Origin of the sequence: Sphingobacterium sp. B29, from assembly GCF_001952815.1 — a bacterium.
Classification (GTDB): Bacteria; Bacteroidota; Bacteroidia; order Sphingobacteriales; family Sphingobacteriaceae; genus Sphingobacterium; species Sphingobacterium siyangense.
In genome coordinates, this window is the sequence record NZ_CP019158.1 from 2835813 (window position 1) to 2853489 (window position 17677).

16 protein-coding genes are annotated in these 17677 nt (G+C 38.3%); 11 read left to right on the plus strand and 5 right to left on the minus strand.

From position 1 onward, the window contains the following. Positions 1 to 217: 217 nt before the first annotated feature. The 7 genes from BV902_RS11665 to BV902_RS11695 are packed head-to-tail and all read left to right on the plus strand — an operon-like array spanning position 218 to position 5583. Positions 218 to 1351 (plus strand): NAD(P)/FAD-dependent oxidoreductase, encoded by a 1134-nt coding sequence (locus BV902_RS11665; RefSeq protein WP_075992076.1) that lies wholly within the window; start codon positions 218 to 220, stop codon positions 1349 to 1351. Continuing rightward, on the plus strand, positions 1342 to 2055 hold the full coding sequence (locus tag BV902_RS11670; RefSeq protein ID WP_075992077.1) for a methyltransferase domain-containing protein: 714 nt from the start codon (positions 1342 to 1344) through the stop codon (positions 2053 to 2055). The genes BV902_RS11665 and BV902_RS11670 overlap by 10 nt, the downstream gene beginning before the upstream one ends. After that, the gene (locus BV902_RS11675) at positions 2052 to 3104 is read left to right on the plus strand and encodes a type III polyketide synthase (protein WP_075992078.1); all 1053 of its coding nucleotides are present in this window, start codon (positions 2052 to 2054) and stop codon (positions 3102 to 3104) included. The genes BV902_RS11670 and BV902_RS11675 overlap by 4 nt, the downstream gene beginning before the upstream one ends. Before the next feature lie 14 nt (positions 3105 to 3118). Next, positions 3119 to 3559 carry a 3-hydroxyacyl-ACP dehydratase FabZ family protein gene (locus BV902_RS11680; protein ID WP_237242108.1) on the plus strand — a complete coding sequence of 147 codons (441 nt, stop codon included), beginning with the start codon at positions 3119 to 3121 and terminating at the stop codon, positions 3557 to 3559. Continuing rightward, positions 3556 to 4827 carry a beta-ketoacyl-[acyl-carrier-protein] synthase family protein gene (locus BV902_RS11685; protein WP_075992080.1) on the plus strand — a complete coding sequence of 424 codons (1272 nt, stop codon included), beginning with the start codon at positions 3556 to 3558 and terminating at the stop codon, positions 4825 to 4827. The genes BV902_RS11680 and BV902_RS11685 overlap by 4 nt, the downstream gene beginning before the upstream one ends. A gap of 4 nt (positions 4828 to 4831) precedes the next feature. Then, positions 4832 to 5086: an acyl carrier protein gene (locus BV902_RS11690; protein ID WP_075992081.1), complete on the plus strand. Its 255-nt coding sequence runs from the start codon at positions 4832 to 4834 to the stop codon at positions 5084 to 5086. Then, on the plus strand, positions 5083 to 5583 hold the full coding sequence (locus BV902_RS11695; protein WP_075992082.1) for a 4'-phosphopantetheinyl transferase family protein: 501 nt from the start codon (positions 5083 to 5085) through the stop codon (positions 5581 to 5583). Before BV902_RS11690 ends, BV902_RS11695 begins: the two co-directional genes overlap by 4 nt. A 268-nt stretch (positions 5584 to 5851) precedes the next feature. On the opposite strand, the gene BV902_RS11700 is transcribed toward BV902_RS11695, so the two are convergent. The 4 genes from BV902_RS11700 to BV902_RS11715 all read right to left on the minus strand — a co-directional run bounded on the left by BV902_RS11700 (position 5852) and on the right by BV902_RS11715 (position 10727). Beyond that, entirely contained in the window at positions 5852 to 6910 is a 1059-nt protein-coding gene (locus BV902_RS11700; RefSeq protein WP_075992083.1) for an alpha/beta hydrolase, read from the minus strand. 182 nt (positions 6911 to 7092) lie between these two features. Further along, positions 7093 to 8316, minus strand: a complete 1224-nt coding sequence (locus tag BV902_RS11705) for a hypothetical protein (protein ID WP_075992084.1) — start codon at positions 8314 to 8316, stop codon at positions 7093 to 7095. A 204-nt stretch (positions 8317 to 8520) separates the two neighbouring features. Further along, positions 8521 to 9828 carry a serine hydrolase domain-containing protein gene (locus BV902_RS11710; protein ID WP_075992085.1) on the minus strand — a complete coding sequence of 436 codons (1308 nt, stop codon included), beginning with the start codon at positions 9826 to 9828 and terminating at the stop codon, positions 8521 to 8523. A 74-nt stretch (positions 9829 to 9902) separates the two neighbouring features. Continuing rightward, positions 9903 to 10727, minus strand: coding sequence for a helix-turn-helix domain-containing protein (locus tag BV902_RS11715; protein WP_157626017.1), 825 nt, complete (start codon positions 10725 to 10727; stop codon positions 9903 to 9905). 216 nt (positions 10728 to 10943) lie between these two features. Between BV902_RS11715 and BV902_RS11720 the strand changes: the two genes are divergently transcribed. Next, on the plus strand, positions 10944 to 11756 hold the full coding sequence (locus tag BV902_RS11720) for a class I SAM-dependent methyltransferase (protein WP_232475752.1): 813 nt from the start codon (positions 10944 to 10946) through the stop codon (positions 11754 to 11756). A 27-nt stretch (positions 11757 to 11783) separates the two neighbouring features. Here the strand turns inward: BV902_RS11720 and BV902_RS11725 are convergent, their stop codons facing one another. Continuing rightward, a complete protein-coding gene (locus tag BV902_RS11725) occupies positions 11784 to 12200 on the minus strand; it encodes a DUF1801 domain-containing protein (RefSeq protein ID WP_075992087.1) in 417 nt (138 codons plus the stop codon). A 237-nt stretch (positions 12201 to 12437) separates the two neighbouring features. Between BV902_RS11725 and BV902_RS11730 the strand changes: the two genes are divergently transcribed. The 3 genes from BV902_RS11730 to BV902_RS11745 all read left to right on the plus strand — a co-directional run bounded on the left by BV902_RS11730 (position 12438) and on the right by BV902_RS11745 (position 17668). Next, positions 12438 to 13046 carry an RNA polymerase sigma factor gene (locus tag BV902_RS11730; protein WP_157626019.1) on the plus strand — a complete coding sequence of 203 codons (609 nt, stop codon included), beginning with the start codon at positions 12438 to 12440 and terminating at the stop codon, positions 13044 to 13046. A 66-nt stretch (positions 13047 to 13112) separates the two neighbouring features. Next, a complete protein-coding gene (locus BV902_RS11735; RefSeq protein WP_075992089.1) occupies positions 13113 to 14240 on the plus strand; it encodes a FecR family protein in 1128 nt (375 codons plus the stop codon). 77 nt (positions 14241 to 14317) lie between these two features. Further along, on the plus strand, positions 14318 to 17668 hold the full coding sequence (locus BV902_RS11745; RefSeq protein WP_216640464.1) for a SusC/RagA family TonB-linked outer membrane protein: 3351 nt from the start codon (positions 14318 to 14320) through the stop codon (positions 17666 to 17668). The last annotated feature ends 9 nt before the right edge of the window (positions 17669 to 17677 follow it).

The following is a 17677-nucleotide window of genomic DNA, read 5'->3' on the forward strand; positions in this document are numbered from 1 at the left end:
CAAATAAAAACTATTTATTGCCAAGGGCTGTTATCAGATAGACTTTTTATGAAAGCGTATGGGCGATATTGTCCTGTATAGGGGGATTTTAGACAGTGGATAGATTTATCAAGAATCTTTTATTGAATAGTGGGGGGCAACCAATTTAGGAAACTGAAGTACGATTTATGGCGTTGATTTTTTGTAGATGATACTCATATAGAGCAAACTTGGATATATGACAATAAATCCTGATGTGATTATTATAGGCGGTGGTTTGGCTGGACTTACAGGTGCATTGCATCTGTCTAAACAAGGATTCAACGTAACGTTAATCGAAAAACATGTTTTTCCTCGTCATAAGGTTTGCGGCGAATATGTTTCGAACGAAATTTTGGCCTACCTTCATTGGCTGAAAGTGGATGTTGAATCGCTATGCCCAACACATATTCAGGAGCTTGAGTTCACGACAGAAGATGGACAGATGAATAGGGTCAGGTTACCCTTGGGTGGGATTGGTATCAGTCGTTACGCGTTGGATGATCTGTTATATCAGCAAGCAAAAAGTAATGGCTGTACAATTGTTATTGCGACTGTAACGGGTATATCCTTTAGCGCTGATACATTTACTGTTTCGTTTCAAGATCAGGTATTAAGATCAAAAATTGTACTGGGCGCGTATGGAAAACGCAGCAATATCGATCAGCTCTTATCCCGTGATTTTATAACGAAAACCTCTCCTTGGATGGCTGTTAAGGCACACTATTCGGGCGATTTTCCGAATGACTTAATTGCCTTGCATCATTTTGAAGGAGGCTATTGTGGGATTTCCAAGGTCGAAGATGACCGGATAAATTTATGTTATCTGGCCGATGTAAAAACGTTCAAGAGATACAAAAACATAGTTGATTATCAGAAGTATGTTTTGTCTAAAAACAGACATCTTAAGTATTTTTTTGAGCACAATAGGCTACTTTTTGAAAAACCGCTCACGATCAGTCAATTTTCATTTGATAAGAAATCAACGGTAGAAAACCATATTCTTATGATTGGTGATACAGCCGGTCTTATTCATCCATTCTGCGGAAATGGGATGGCGATGGCGATACACAGTGCAAAAATAGCTTCTGAGCTTGTCCTGGAATATTATCGGGGCCATATTCATTCACGAAAGCAATTGGAAAAGGCTTATGTCAAGCAATGGAATCGAACGTTTAAAAGACGCCTCTTATTCGGTCGACTTCTGTCGCGGCTGTTAAGCTATAAAATAGGGACCGCAGTTTTGATGAAGACTACCTCATTTTTTCCGAAAATGCTCAGCTGGATTATTAAACAAACTCATGGAAATGCAAGGTCAATAAAATGGGAATAAACACAAAACAGAGAACATCGGAGAATGAGATCATGGACGATTTTCTGCTCGAAGGAGAAGAACTTCGGACCACATTAGACAGGATAGCAAAGATTAATCGTTTTTTAGGCGGAAATAACATTACGCTGAACGGTGTAAAAAAATTACTTTCAACCAGCTGCAAGAATGAAACAATAACGATTGTGGATATCGGTTGTGGCAATGGGGACATGCTTCGCATGTTGAGCGATTATGGCAATAGACATCATATTAAGCTTTCAATGCTCGGTATAGATGCCAACCCCTATACAATAAATTATGCGGGGGATTTGTCTAAAGATTATACCAATATATCCTATTTGTGTGCGGATATCTTTGAAGAAAATTTTGAAGATGTCAAGTATGACATTGTTCTGTGTACGCTTACCATACATCATTTTGACGATGAAGAGATCCTTCGTTTGCTAGGTAGTCTGGTCAACGTATCAAAATTGGGGGTCGTCATTAATGATTTACAAAGGAGTAAAATGGCTTACCGGCTTTTTCAAACCATTGCTGTTCTTTTTAGGTTAAATAGAATGACAAAAGTGGACGGGCTTGTTTCTATACTGCGTGGGTTTAAAAAAGAGGAACTTACTCAATTCTCCAATAAACTGAAATTAGAAAATTATAGCATCCAATGGAAATGGGCCTTTCGTTACCAGTGGATAATTTCCAATATATGAATGTTAAAATAATAACTGTTGCGAAGCAACTCCCTAGATACTCTTGTGCTACCGTTGATATCCTTCCGCTATTGGATATTTGGCTCCATGGACAAGAGCCTCGCTTTATTAAGAAGATCAAGAAACTTTTCGAAGGCTCCGCTGTGGAAAGACGATATGCAATTATGGATCCGAGAGAGGTCTTCACTGCGACGTCTTTTGAAGAAAAAAATAATGTGTACTGCCGGGAGGCAACGGTCTTAGGGGAGCAAGCACTTCGTAAGGCCCTTGAACAGACGGGATGGGATCCGCAGTCTCTGGATTATATCATTACAGTGAGTTGTACTGGAATTATGATCCCCTCCCTAGACGCGTATCTCATCAATAAGATGAAACTCCGACAGGATATTGTGCGGTTACCAGTTACCGAAATGGGCTGTGTTGCCGGTGTTTCAGGTATTATTTATGCTAAAAATTTTCTTCAGGCTAATCCAGGCAAACGTGCTGCGGTCATAGCCGTCGAAGCGCCAACAGCAACTTTTCAGCTGGAAGATTTCTCCATGTCAAATATGGTCAGTGCCGCAATATTTGGTGATGGTGCAGCTTGCTGTCTGCTTTCCTCCGACGAGTCAGACAATGGTCCGATGATTCTCGATCAGGAGATGTACCATTTTTACGATGCGGAAGATATTATGGGATTTAAGCTGACAAACAGCGGTATGCAGATGATACTGGATGTTGAAGTGCCGAATGTGATCGCGTCTCATTTTGACGCTGTTATACATCCATTTTTGAAGAAGAACCAGCTTAAAATTAAAGATATTGATTACATGATTTTTCATCCAGGTGGAAAAAAGATTATAGCTACAATCGAAGATATTTTTGCTGAATTTGATAAAGATATTGAGGATACTAAGGCTGTGCTGGCACAGTATGGTAATATGTCGAGCGCTACGGTGTTATATGTCCTCGAACGTATTATGAAACGTAGTCCTCAGGTCGGTGAATTAGGGCTGATGCTGAGTTTCGGTCCTGGATTTTCGGCGCAGCGCGTTTTATTACAGTGGTAACCTACAAAATTTGAATGATGGATCTGAATTCTATACTAGCGAAATTGCCTTACAGTGCCCCGTTTTTATTTGTCGATGCGTTGACCCATGTCGATGAGGAAGGTGTTGCAGGTACCTATACCTTTGATGAAAATTTGGATTTTTATAGAGGACATTTTAATGAAAAAGCGATCACTCCAGGAGTTATTCTGATTGAAACGATGGCCCAAATAGGTTTAGCTTGTTTGGGAATTTTTCTGCTCAATAAAGACTTGAAAAAGGGTTCTTCTATTGCGTTGACTTCTACTGAAATACAATTTTTAAAACCCGTGTATCCGAAGGAGAAAGTTACGGTAATTTCAAAAAAAATATATTTTAGGTTTGGAAAGTTAAAGTGTACAGTTACAATGAAAAATGAAGCTGGCCAGGAGGTTTGTAAGGGAATATTGGTAGGTATGATTACTGAGGAGCTATGAAGAGAGTTGTTATTACTGGATTAGGGGTCGTTGCACCCAATGGAGTGGGAGTACCGGCCTTTACACAGGCGCTAAAAGAGGGTGTCTCCGGTGTTAGACATGATGTGCAGTTGGAAAAATTGCAATTTTCCTGTCAGATTGCTGGAATGCCACAAGTATCGGATGATCTCAAAAGACAATATTTCACGGAACTTGAGCTCAGGGGTTTTAACAGTACAGGCATATTATATGGTGTCATAGCAGGAATGGAGGCTTGGACAAATGCAGGTTTTCCTATTGCCTTAAATTCGGTCCCCGATTGGGATAGCGGAACAGTATTTGGTTCAGGCACCTCAGGTATCGATAAGTTTCGGGAGAGTATTTATAAAATTGATGAGCTGCAAACACGTAGGCTAGGCAGTACAGTCGTTGCCCAAACGATGAACAGCGGTGTCAGTGCATATTTAGGTGGGAAATTAGGGCTCGGAAATCAGGTAACCACCAATTCCTCTGCCTGTGCTACCGGAACCGAAGCAATTCTAATGGCATATGACCGGATTAGGTCCGGAAGAGCAAAGCGCATGCTAGCAGGTAGTACTGGAGATAGTGGACCTTATATTTGGGGTGGTTTTGATGCACTGCGTGTCTGTAGTTCGCAACATAATGACCGCCCTTCGGAAGGTTCTCGCCCAATGAGTGCAACAGCCGCAGGATTGGTCCCGGGTAGTGGAGCTGGAGCCCTGCTATTGGAGGATTTGGAAAGTGCCTTAGAACGCAAGGCCATGATATATGGCGAATTATTGGGCGGTCAAGTAAATTCTGGAGGGCAACGGGGAACGGGCAGTATGACAGCTCCAAATGCTGATGCTGTACGCCGATGCATTGCGGAAGCCCTAAAAAATTCGGGTGTCTCCGGATGGGATGTCGATGCCATAAACGGTCATTTAACGGCAACGGCCAAAGATGCTTTTGAAATAGAAAACTGGACTGAGGCCCTTGGACGTACAGGGAAAGATTTTCCATTGATAAACTCGCTAAAAGGAATGACTGGGCATTGTCTCAGTGCGGCAGGTAGCATAGAATGCGTGGCCACAGTTTTGCAGTTATATCATGGATTTGTATTTGGAAACAGTAATTGTACTGATTTACATCCTGAGATTGCAGCAATGATTGATCCATCAAGGGTACCATTACATCAAGTTGATGTCAAACCTCATATTATAGCCAAAGCGAGTTTCGGATTTGGGGATGTAAATGCCTGTTTAATATTTAAAAAATTTGATAACTAAACCTATGAACAGAGAAGAATTGATCGGTGCTTTAAAGCCAATTATAGCACCTTATACAACAAACGAAGAAGCATTTGGAAAGCTTACTGAAAAGACTGATTTTATGCGTGATCTACAAATCAATTCAGCAAATTTGGTTGATATTGTCCTGGATATCGAAGATCAATTTGGGATCGTTATTGAAAATTCCGATATGGAACGTATGCTTAATGTCGGAGCTGCAGTCGAAATAATCGAAAGCAAGTTACAAGAAAAATGATTGGTAATGACGTTATCGACCTGGTTCAGTCTAGAAAAGATAGTAATTGGAGACGTAGGGGCTTTGTTTCAAAGCTATTTAATGAGCATGAACAACTGTTGATTGTGAACAGTCCAGATCCAGAAATTGTTGTTTGGCTCTTATGGAGCATGAAAGAGGCTGCCTATAAAATATGGAATAGACAGACAGGAATTCGGAAATATATACCTAAAGGGTTGCTATGTTCAGTTACTGAACGGTCTTCTTGCAACGCAACGGGAGAAGTCATCTGTGAAGGGAAGAGGTATTACACTAAGACCATTGTTTGCCCTGATTTTATACATACCATCGCAGTTGGCGAATTGGTTCATTTAGGCAATATTGTAGAAATCGAAAAAGGTGAAATTGTTAAAGATGCTCAGGGGATACCAAGCATCATTCTGAAAGATAGCGGCACACACTTACCCGTTTCTGTAAGTAACCATGGCCGTTTTGAGAGAATAGTTGCGATTACATGAAAAAGTCAGTATCATTAACCTTTATGTTTTATGTAACTATATGTCATTAGTTGTACTATTCCAATTTATATGTTTAATGTTTTTTTTAATAGCGGCATTATACGATTGAGTTTTTTCCTGCAGCCTCCTAGTTGCATTGCATATAACTAGGAGAGCCTGATGACAGCAGCTACTTTTCAATTCATAAGATAGCTAGCAGGAGTAGATCTGAACGAAAAATTCCAAGAACCACGTATAGCTTATCAACTTATTCAGACGAGCAAACACCTTATTGCACTTGGATTGATTCTTCCCGAAGCATCTGTTTGAATTTGGGATCTCGTATATAACGACTAAAATCATGGCTTGACATTCCTGTGAAATCAGTCATAGAAAAGATGCTGTAATTTTTCTTAAGGGCGTTATAACTTTCCTCTTTGTATCCAAGATCAGTTGGATTAAGTTTGTTCGATAAGAATCCAAAAAACTTCTTCAACATCTTGTCAGTTCCGTTGATAGTAATGTGTATTTTCTTGACTTGTGAGCTGAGATTCACAAATTTTTTTGTGTTACTTGCCGTATCCGTATATTGAAACTCGGAAAGTCCTATCGCTGGAGCCAGCATAATGCAGGTAATTCTATTTTTGTTTTCTAACAATGGCTTTGCCCGCTCGATATCAACATTGTGAACGTCTTTTGCTTGAGCAGAAAATGAGCTATTGTATTCAGGATTTGAAATAGCGCTCATAACCACAGATGCTCCACGACTATGTGATATGATGAAGACATCCTTATCGGCCATATTGTTCAGTATACGTCTTAATCCAAATTCACCGGCCATCTGGCTAAAAGAGGCCGCTGAAAACCAGTTTTTGGCGGAACGAAAAGGGGAGGTAGATCGTAGACCATCCCAATAAAATCGAATGATTTCATCGGTTTTAGGGTTTGTAACGATATGATCGGAAATATATTTATATTGTTTTACAACAGATTCTTCATCAGCATTGAAGCCATGGACTAAAATAAACACACGTTTTTTTGGGGCAATACGTTTAGACAAACGCAGCATGTTACCGCGTTCAAAAGCGAGTAATTGTTCGCGATCCCCTCTGTCGGTGGCAATTTTCATAAGCGAATAAGGATCTCGAGCAGCTTTATTGGAAGGAATGCCATAATTTTTCTTCCAATTGTCGGGGTAGAAATTACCATTTTGATCCACAAATGAATACCATAGGTTAGGATCTACACCGGTATTGGGGGTAGCCGAATCGGGAAGATTATGGATAAGGCCACACGAAGTGAACAAGCTGATAACGATGATAATATAGAAAAAATACCTTTTGTTCATATGATTTATTTTCTACTATTCCTGAATTTAATTTTTAACTAGGATCCAATGGCTACTAAATTGGATATATTTTCACAAAAAAGCGATTTGTTGTAATATAGTCATTATTTTGGATAGCGAAAAGTAGGCTTGTATTTTGAACCGTTAATGTTTGCTGAAATTTAGCGGTACCAAGCTACAAATCATTTCTTTGTGATTAAATAAAGTTTGTTGCGTTGGTTGGTGAAAAGTTGATAATTTAAAGCTGGATTCGTATAAAAACCATAGGCATTAAATTGGTCGGTATTCTCAAAGGTTAGTGTGCCGATGTTTTTATTGTTGATATCGACTTGAGACCAATGCCATTTTTCGTCCAAATATAAGCTGTCTTTAAATCTTAAGGTGTCATTTTCGACAATAAGCTGTGAGAATAGGCAGCCTTGCCAAAGATCTCCTTTTTCATATTTCCCCGTTTTGACGTCATGTCTATTGCGAACACGTTTGATTTTCTGGTAATAAACTGATCTAATGTTAGGGGGAGTAGTATTCGTTACCCATTCATTCTTATCCCAGTGACCGAAAAGATCATTTACGGTACGGCCCTTAGATGAGCTTTGTGGGTCTAAATTATTATCATCCGATATGTTTTCGTTGAATACATACCATTTATCGTCCATAAAATAAGTTCGCTTTGTATAGCTTTTCGAATTGCTTTGATCGAAATGATAGATTTTCTCTGACAGCAGATAGGTGGCTTTACTTTTAATATCATTTAGTTTTTGGTCTTGTTTATCTGTGGACCAATTTAGATTTGCGTTGAATACTTCAATTGTTTTTTTTGTAGTATCTCCATTCAATGGCCAGCTGCGAAAGTAATGTTTGGAAACGTTGATCAAATACCCTTCAAATAAAACTTCTGAATCCTCATCCTTGTCCTGTTTAAAGGAGTATTCATCAATCTGCTTACCATCTTTATCCAGTCTATAGCATGTATGAATAACTGTTGATGGACTATCAGTGTCGATTGCACCGGTTAAACAATGAATGATTAATTCATTGTTTTTGGTCAAAAACTGATCTATAGGGTGGTCACTTGCCTTGAAGAGTATGATTTCATGTTTCCCAAACTGGTTTTTTAGCTTGTTAATGTCATCATATTTGCTGTATTCATTTGGCAGTTTTGAGGAGTGGAAAAAGTTTTGAAGCCTAATATCGATATCAAAAATACCATTTGTATAAATAATAGTGCATGCGATCAGGGCACATCCCAGTAAGTAGTACTTCAAATTGCGTGTATCCTTTACCAGCAAAAAGAAATGGAAAAATATCCAGCTCAGTAAGCAAACAAGAGGTGAAAAAATAATATAACTCAACTTTTCACTGCTGCTTAGATCAAAAACGAAAAAACTGATGAGATATGCCGTCATAAAGATTAGGCATAATATAAAAGACTTCAATAACAGTTTCTTTTTGGCTTTCTTCGGTTCCTGATCTATCTGTTGCAATATCTTATAATTTAGTATACGCTATATCCGATCTAACGCTGGACCGATATAGGTGTAATTTAACTTTTTTCTTTAAGGTTTCAAATAATAGATTAAAATCGTTATTCTAGCAGCATCCATAGCGTTTCATTCATTTCTATTGGATCTTGGGAAAACTTCCTTAACTCCACCTTTTGTTAAAATAATGGAATTATAGCCATCTGTTTTGTCTTCAACAAACTCGATCGTTCTGTCGTTGTCGTCTGCTCTGAAAAATTTTGTTTTAGACTCGGGAATGAGTTCAATATCCGCATCATTATAATAGAGTTTGCCATCAATTTTTAATATCCGTATTTTTCCATACTCACCCACATAGTTATTGTATATGGTCGTATCTATTTTGGCGCGACGATGTTTGTAGGGCATTTCTACTTCTTTACCAAAGGCAATTGCTGAAAGTCCGTAACCTATGATATGGGAGGCTGAGCCGTTATTAGAAAGGACAGTGACAAAGAGTTTGTCGTCAGTAAATCGATTAAAAGAAGTCATTGTCCCAAAGAATCCGCCGTCATGTGCAATCAAATAATGTCCGTGATTATAAAATGGATTGATGATGAATCCATAGCCCCAATTTTCGGAGTTATATGGTGTAAACATTTTTTCCTTCATTGCGGCTGATAGAATCGTTGTTCCATAAAGTGCTTGGTCCCAAATGGCTAGATCTTCCACGGTTGAATAAATACCGTCGTGACCTAGGTTGATCTCCCAGTTGATATAGGGGTTATGGATAAAACCTTCGTCATTATGATAATATACTTTTGCTTTTTTCGGCACGATGGATTCATTGTTACTAACTCCGGTGTTATTCATCCCAGCTTTATCAAATATATTTTTCTTTAAAAAAGTAGCGTAATGCTCACCGGAGACTTTTTCAATAATCTTTGCTAACAAATAATAACCGATATTACTATAGACGCTATTTGTTCCCGGTGAGAATTCGAAAGGAATTTTCTTGATGGCGGCATAAGCAGAATCGCGACTTATGCTGCTTAACGCGATTTCTTTGAAGCCCATAGCAAGTCCGGAGCTGTGTGACAGTAACATGTGGATGCTGATACTATCGGCTTTTGGATAATCGGGGAAAAATTTACTGAGTTTATCATTTAGGGATAACCGCCCACTGTCGACGAGCTGTAAAATAGCGGCTGCGGTAAATTGTTTTGTGACCGATGCCAACTGGAATTTAGTGTCTAACGTGTTTTTTATATTCCATTCATAATCTGCCAAACCGTAGGCTTTTTTTAATAAAATAGTGCCATTTTTCATGACAAGAACTGTTCCACTAAAATTATTTACATCAGCTTGTGCCTGCATATAGGCTGCAAGTTTGGCTGATGTTTTTTCTTGGGCCACAAGAAAAACTGGACAAAGCATAAGTAGGATTAAAAGCTTCATAACGTATTGCATAAATAATTATGGAGCAATGTTACTGTTTAATAAAATAGTGTGATTGTATTTTTGTAAACCTGCTAAATAAAAATCCATTTTATCTGGCTCCGTTCGAGATTAGCTATTTTGGAAAAGAAAACTTTTGGCGTAAATCCTGTTAATTTTTTAAAATCTCTAATCATGTGGGACTGATCGAAATAATCCAGGTTATAAGACAGACCTATTTTGTTTCTATCTTCGAGGTGGCTTTGAATTGCAGCTCGAAATCTGATGATTTTTTTGAATTGGGAAGGGGTTTTACAGATATGTTGATCAAATTGCTTATTTATGGTTGTTCTCGATCTTCTTGTTTTTAGCGAAAATTCTGACATCGATTGATTGACGTTGCTTGTATCTAACATTTCGGTAATTATGTTTTCGAGCAACGCATTTTTAAATGGCCAAAATTTTGATATCCAATAGTGTTCTAATGCCTTGATTCGCCCGTCCTGGTCATCTATGGACAGGATGGATCTCATAGCATCTTTATAATCCAGGTGTGGGTTAAAATCGGGAAATGTTCCGCTGTTATAATCGCTTAAATCATTGGGTATAAAAGCATTTATCCCAAGAGGTTTGAAGTAAGTGGTAATTTCATTTATTTTCCCCTCGTAACACACTAAAACAGGTTCATTAAAATTGCATACAAGGTTTGTTTCTATCGAATTGGATGGAAAATGCTTCGTAATCACCTTATTTGGGCTTACCATCGTTTGGGTCTGCTCACTTATCGTCACAATGGTGTAAATACTCGGAAACGTAAAATATGCCGTCGCTTTTTCTTCGTCAGTTTTCTCAAGTATATAGAAGCATTCAATATATTTTTTTAGGAGTAAGCTCTCTGGTCTATATATTTTTATCGTCATCTCTTTTCTTCATGTAAGTAGGCGTTGTTCTTGCCTCATCCTTTTAAACTTGGAAGTATTTGATAATCGATTTAAATATAGAGAACCTTTATGATAATTTTCACCAAGCTTTATTTCTTAAAACATTTATTTTTAGATTGAGGAAACGATGAATCCGATAGAGATTAATTTTTATTGTAATTTAGTAGCTAATTAACCATTTAATTAAAAAACAAAATGAACGATTTGAACCCGGAAGAGAATTACATCGCAATAAACAAACACTCGTGGAATAACAGAACGGATACGCATTTAAAATCAGATTTTTACAATCTAACAGGATTTTTAAAAGGGGAGACTTCATTAAATTCAATTGAATTAGCATTATTGGGTGATATCAGTGGGAAAAAAATATTACACCTACAATGTCATTTCGGACAGGATACAATTTCTTTGAGTAGACTTGGCGCAAAAGTTACTGGTGTTGACCTATCTGACAAGGCTATAGAAAGCGCCCGCGAAATTGCGAAAGATATGCATGCTGATGTGCAGTTTATCTGTTGTGATCTGTATGAGCTTGAAAATCATCTTGATGAACAATTTGATCTAGTCTTTACAAGTTACGGAACGATTACTTGGTTACCTGATTTAGATAAATGGGCGAAAATAATTTCACGTTTCTTGAAACCGAAAGGGAAGTTTATTTTTGTCGAGTTTCATCCAGTTGTTTGGATGTTCGACGACAATTTTGATAAAATTGGCTATAACTATTTTAATATTGCTCCAATTGTTGAAACAGAGCAGGGAACCTATGCCGATAAAGATGCCGCTATTTCGCAGTCCTATGTCACCTGGAATCATAGTATGAGTGAGGTCGTTGGTGCTTTACTTCATAATGGGCTGAACATTCAAGACCTGAACGAATTTGACTATTCACCTTATCCCATTTTTAAAAACATGACAGAGCTAGATCCTAAAAAATTCAGAATAGCCCATTTGGGAAATAAGATTCCGATGGTCTATGCTATTGTTGCGCGTAAAAGTGAATAAATAAAATTCTGGGAATCGACCTGGTACTTATTTCTTTTTCAAATAACGATTTATCATGGGGCTAAAATCTATTTTGGATGAAACCTGAATATGTTCTGCCAATACTGAGGCGGGAAATTCATCCAAAGTTTTGAAATTAATACAACCTTTTTGAAACTTGGCCTTTGGTATTTTTAATTTTAGTTCTTCCATTAATTCGGGGTTAGTATAGATGACCAAGGAATGGAATGAAATATAATTCTTGGCAACTGTTAACCCGTATTTAAATACACCTTGTTCATTAAAGCTGATTGCATTAGGGTTTGACATGAATTTTCCAAAGCTTTCCGAAACGGTATTGTCATTTTCTGATATCGCTTTCCGAAATTGACGAATTATTTGTTGCTCAGTGTCTGAAAGTGTATCAATATATTGATCTATTTCCATTAATTTTTTATTGTCCATAAGGGCTGTAGTTGTTCGCTAAAAATATTAAATTTTCTTTTATATCGATGTAGACCAGCATAAAAAGATTCGACGGGTTATGGCTAAGGATTGCTTAAAAGAAATTATTCAGGATTTTCTCGCGTTGGTATGATTCTGTGGCTACCCTAATATCGTGTTGTGAACGTATTTTGTATCGATTCGGACCTATTGTTGTACTATGACACTTAGTAGGAAGTTCCGTTTAGATTTTATATATTGCATCTATCAATTTTAAACCAACATTTAATTTCTCAACAATATAAATCTTCAGTTATGTGCAATAGTAGTCTTGAGGATCTTTTTCTTTTGGTGAAAGAGTCGAATGAAGATGCATTTGACGAACTTTATCATCGAACTTGGAAAAAATTGTATGAAATTGCTCTCAGACGCCTGCAACATGAAAACACAGCAAAAGAAGTTATTCAGGATCTTTACATTGATTTATGGGAGAAGCGGCATCGCAAAACAATTCAAGATGTCGATCATTACCTTTGCCAAGCCGTCCGTTTTAAAGTGATTGACAGGTTTCGAAAGGAAAAGAGGTATTTTGAAGAATTAGAAACAATGGTTGAAGAGCTAAGCGATGGATCAACCGCCGATGGCAACTATATTCAAACTGAATTAGAATCTATGCTGCATAACTGGATTGCACGTATGCCACAAAAACGCAGAGAAATATTCTTGCTTCGCTACAATGAGGATAAAACTGTTAAGGAAATTGCTAAATTATTAGGGTTGTCGACGAAAACTGTTCAAAATCAATTGCTTAATACAACAAATGCACTTAAGCTTCTAATCCAAAAAATTCTTTTTATGTTTTTTTAATTTTTTTTGGGAATTATCATTAGTCACAACGACATATAAGAAAGGAACCAATATAAACCATCTTATATGTCTGAAAGGAAACGTCATGTTCGCACAGTTTTAAAAGATCTTCTCGATCGGTATATTTCGGGAGATACCAATCCTGAAGAACGACAATTTGTTGAATACCTGTACGATGCAATGGACAGGGAGGGAGAGGTGCAAAATGATATGGACCGCATCGGAGAGGAGATTAAAGAAAAGGTTCATCATCGTATTAAAAAGCGTACTTTAAGTTTTCATATACCCAAAATAGGGTATGCTGCAGCAAGCATTATGATCCTTTTTGGGATATTTATATCCTATAGGCTCATCGATAATTCAAAAACAAGCGAAAAAGTTCTTCATGTCACTAATCATAATCCGTCGTTAATAATCGGGAAAGAGAAACGGTTTGATTTGTTAGATACCTTGCCACAAGGAGCTCATTACACAACCATCAATGATGAAAAAGTACTAGCATTAAGTTCGGTTGCCAATGGGACAGATTTAGGGAAACTGCGCATAGAAAATCCTTCGAGAAATGTATTTTCTGTTTTACTGAACGATAGCACACAAGTATGGCTTAATTACTTGGCAACAATTGAACTTGAACCTGATTTTAATAAGAATAACCGTTCTGTCCATATTACTGGGGAGGTTTATTTTGATGTTCATAAACAATATTCTGCAGGTAAAAGGATTCCGTTTTCAGTCCGCTCTGCCTTGCAGACCATTGAGGTATTGGGAACAAAATTCAATGTAAATACATCTGGCAATTCCGAAGAAAATGTATTGCTTACAGAAGGGAGTATTCGTCTTACGCATAATCGCTATGGAACACAGGTGCTTATTAAGCCGGGACAGCAGGCTTTTCTGGAAAAAGATAAACCTAAAATCTTACTTATTCAATCTGAAAATATCGAAAAAGCAAATGCCTGGCGTAAAGGTTTGTTTTATTTTGATAATGAGAAGCTCGCTGAAGTTGCTCTCGAATTTGAACAATGGTACGGAATTCCAATTGTTATAGATTCAAAAATTGCAGGACTTCCCATTACAGGAATGATCAGCAGATATGAAAATATCAGCGAGGTTTTGGCGATCATTAAGATGACCAATAATATAAACTATATAGAAAGGAAAGGAACAATATATGTAACAGAAGCAAATCCATAAAAAATTAGGAATGCTGCTACATTCCTAATCGCGCCTTAACGGCTTTTGGTAATGATCAATTATTAATCAATTTTCAAATGTATAAATTACTTATGACATCCCGCAAACAAAATAAGTTTGCACGCAATTTTTTGTGCCTTTTTTTTGGCAGCCTTGTCTGGTTATTTAGTTCGGCCAAGCCAATCTTTGATGTACAGAAAAACATAACAATCGATTTTAATAATATTCCGGTTAAGCAGGTCTTTAAAGAGTTAAATAGTAAAACCGGTTTAAAATTTATTTATTCCCCAAATGACATCGACGACTCGAAACGTATATCCATGACATTTAGAGAGCAGCCGATAAAGACTGTTCTAGATAAGATTTTTTCAAGTTTAAAGATTTCTTACACGTTAAATGACAATACAATTATTGTGAAGCGTGGCCTTCAACAAGCTTCAATACAAGAAGGCCGCGTCATTACGGGTCGGGTTCTTAATAAGCGACAGACGGCCCTGGCAAATGCTACTGTCGCGACAGGCCTTGGCAAGAATAGCACATCGACAGATGACCAAGGTCAGTTTACACTCAAGCTAGACCCGCAGGACAGTTATTTCATGGTTAGTCTTATCGGTTATGTAAGTCAGCGTGTACCACTTAAGACAAACGGAGAATATACGGTGATATTAGCTGATAGTATCAGCGCACTGGACGAGGTCGTTGTTGTCGGTTTTGGTACCCAAAGGCGTGCCTCTGTAGTAGGTGCGATCACGACGATCGAACCCAAACGCTTGCAAATAGGAACATCTCGCTCTATGAGTAACAATCTTGCGGGACAGCTTGCAGGTATTATTGCCGTACAGCGATCTGGAGAACCGGGGTACGATAATTCAAACTTTTGGATACGTGGTATCAGTACTTTCGGTGGAAGCAGAAGCCCATTGATTCTTGTGGACGGCGTTGAGCGATCTTTGGATAATATGGATCCCGAAGAAATCGAGTCGTTTTCGATATTGAAGGACGCGGCAGCGAGTGCAGTTTATGGTGTAAGGGGGGCAAACGGAGTGATTTTGATCAATACAAAGAGAGGAAAGGTGGGTAAGCCCAATGTTTCTGCTCGTTTTGAGCAGGGGATCACATCACCAGTACAGCTGCCTAAATTTGTTGGTGCAGCAGATTATTTGGAGGTAATGAATAATATTCGGGAGGAACGTGGGGAGCAAGGTTTATATTCGAAAGAGCGGATCGAAAACATCCGTAATCATACGGACCCAGACCTTTATCCTGATGTCAATTGGTTGGATGCAGTACTTCGGGACCAAGCTGGAAATTCACGGGCGAATGTTAGTGTCAATGGAGGATCTGATATTTTGCGTTATTCCTTAGTAACTTCATATTATCGGGAAGGTGGGTTGATTGAACGCGATGAAAAACAGGCTTGGAATTCATCTTCACGGTTAAACCGTTATAATGTACGTTCCAATGTAGATATCAATGTTAGTCCAACCACTCTCTTCCGGTTGAATATTGGCGGATATCTCCAGGATAGGACAAGAGCTCCCCAAAGTGTTGATGAACTATTTCAGGAGGCTTTCACTATTCCTCCCTATGTACATCCTACCATCTATTCCTCTGGTGAAATACCTAGGACACCCCAGCGGACAAACCCCTGGGCATTAGCGACTCAACGCGGATATGAACGTATTAGCGCAAGTAAAATCGAATCTTTATTTGCGGTAGAACAGGACTTATCGTTTTGGTTGAAGGGATTAAAGGCTCGTGGGCTGTTTTCCTTTGATAGATACTCTAATACGTCTGTCGTTAGGAGTAAAAGCCCAGATTACTATAATCCAGCTATCGGAAGGGACGAAAATGGAAAATTAAAGTTAGTCATTGATAGTTATGGACAGGAATTCTTAGGCTATGAAAAAAATTCAGACTGGGGCGATAAAAGCATGTATCTTGAGGGAGCGATTAATTATGTTCAATCTTTTGGTGGCCATAACGTAGAGGGAATGTTTTTATACAATCAGCGAAATTATGATAATGGAGATCTTTTGCCTTATCGGAATCAAGGAATCGCAGGTAGATTTTCATACAATTATAGCAACAGATATATTGGGGAATTTAATTTTGGTTATAATGGATCCGAAAACTTTGCTCCAGGAAAACGTTATGGGTTCTTTCCTTCCTTTGCATTAGGCTGGTATATTTCCGAAGAGCCTTTTATGGAACATCTAAAAAGTACATTTTCCAAAATCAAACTGCGCGGATCTTATGGATTGGTGGGGAACGATAAGTTAGATGGTCGTCGGTTTGCCTATATCACAACCATTAATGAGACCGGTGGATATTCATGGGGCTTAAATAACGATTTTAAACGTAGTGGTCGTATGGAAGGTGATCAAGGTAATAGTGGACTTACTTGGGAAACAGTTGCTAAATCCAATATCGGTTTCGAATTAGGCTTATGGAAAACGCTGGAATTTCAGCTTGACCTATTTAATGAGGACCGGAAAAATATATTTATGCAACGTCGTTCTATACCCGGTTCGAGTGGTTTTACCAATGCGCCCTGGGCAAATTTTGGACGCGTAAACAATAAAGGCATCGATATGTCGCTTGAATTGAACCGGCAATTAAATCCAAACCTATTTCTTTCTGTTCGTAGCACATTTACTTATGCCCTAAACAAGATTTTAGAACAGGACGAACCTAGCGCAGTGATCGGTACCTCAAGGTCTTCTACCGGAAAGCCGATCGGACAATTGTTTGGCTTTATTGACGAGGGCCTATTTACGGACGCAGATTTTTCAGATATTGCTAACGGTACTCTTCGATCAGATATACCAAGACATACTTTTGGACCGGTGCGTCCAGGTGATATCAGATATCGGGATTTGAATGGTGATGGTGTGGTAGATGCCCTCGATAGAACTGCTATCGGTGGAACGGAAGATCCACAGATTGTATTTGGCTTCGGATCCAACCTAAGGTACAAAGCTGTTGATTTCGGTTTCTTTTTTCAGGGTGTCTCTCGTACATACAGGATCATTGGTGGTTCAAATTTTATTCCCGGAAGTGCCAATGGAGCAATGGGAAATATTTTCGACAATGTTTCCGATCGATGGACCTTGGATAATCCTAGGCAGGACGTCTTCTATCCGCGGCTTTCTGATTATCAAAGTGCGAATAATAATTTGGCCTCCACTTGGTGGCTTAGGGACATGAGTTTTATAAGACTACGTAATATTGAATTGGGCTATAGCTTACCATCAAAAATTCTTGATCATCTCGCTATCCGTAATTTTAGAATATTTCTGCGTGGTAATAACCTGCTAACAGTGAGTGATTTTAAGCTTTGGGATCCAGAGCTTGGGGTTAATAATGGTATGCGCTATCCGATCATGAAATCTGTTTCTATGGGATTGGAATTGAATTTTAAATAGAAATAACCT

What these genes read in the sequence shown, in the direction of transcription:
- BV902_RS11700 (WP_075992083.1), bottom strand. Translation starts at nt 6,910, where the DNA reads ATGAACAAAAGGTATTTTTTCTATATTATCATCGTTATCAGCTTGTTC.
- BV902_RS11665 (WP_075992076.1), top strand. Translation starts at nt 218, where the DNA reads ATGACAATAAATCCTGATGTGATTATTATAGGCGGTGGTTTGGCTGGA.
- BV902_RS11695 (WP_075992082.1), top strand. Translation starts at nt 5,083, where the DNA reads ATGATTGGTAATGACGTTATCGACCTGGTTCAGTCTAGAAAAGATAGT.
- BV902_RS11735 (WP_075992089.1), top strand. Translation starts at nt 13,113, where the DNA reads ATGTCTGAAAGGAAACGTCATGTTCGCACAGTTTTAAAAGATCTTCTC.
- BV902_RS11710 (WP_075992085.1), bottom strand. Translation starts at nt 9,828, where the DNA reads ATGAAGCTTTTAATCCTACTTATGCTTTGTCCAGTTTTTCTTGTGGCC.
- BV902_RS11685 (WP_075992080.1), top strand. Translation starts at nt 3,556, where the DNA reads ATGAAGAGAGTTGTTATTACTGGATTAGGGGTCGTTGCACCCAATGGA.
- BV902_RS11715 (WP_157626017.1), bottom strand. Translation starts at nt 10,727, where the DNA reads ATGACGATAAAAATATATAGACCAGAGAGCTTACTCCTAAAAAAATAT.
- BV902_RS11720 (WP_232475752.1), top strand. Translation starts at nt 10,944, where the DNA reads ATGAACGATTTGAACCCGGAAGAGAATTACATCGCAATAAACAAACAC.
- BV902_RS11705 (WP_075992084.1), bottom strand. Translation starts at nt 8,316, where the DNA reads ATGACGGCATATCTCATCAGTTTTTTCGTTTTTGATCTAAGCAGCAGT.
- BV902_RS11725 (WP_075992087.1), bottom strand. Translation starts at nt 12,200, where the DNA reads ATGGACAATAAAAAATTAATGGAAATAGATCAATATATTGATACACTT.
- BV902_RS11670 (WP_075992077.1), top strand. Translation starts at nt 1,342, where the DNA reads ATGGGAATAAACACAAAACAGAGAACATCGGAGAATGAGATCATGGAC.
- BV902_RS11745 (WP_216640464.1), top strand. Translation starts at nt 14,318, where the DNA reads ATGTATAAATTACTTATGACATCCCGCAAACAAAATAAGTTTGCACGC.
- BV902_RS11690 (WP_075992081.1), top strand. Translation starts at nt 4,832, where the DNA reads ATGAACAGAGAAGAATTGATCGGTGCTTTAAAGCCAATTATAGCACCT.
- BV902_RS11675 (WP_075992078.1), top strand. Translation starts at nt 2,052, where the DNA reads ATGAATGTTAAAATAATAACTGTTGCGAAGCAACTCCCTAGATACTCT.
- BV902_RS11680 (WP_237242108.1), top strand. Translation starts at nt 3,119, where the DNA reads ATGATGGATCTGAATTCTATACTAGCGAAATTGCCTTACAGTGCCCCG.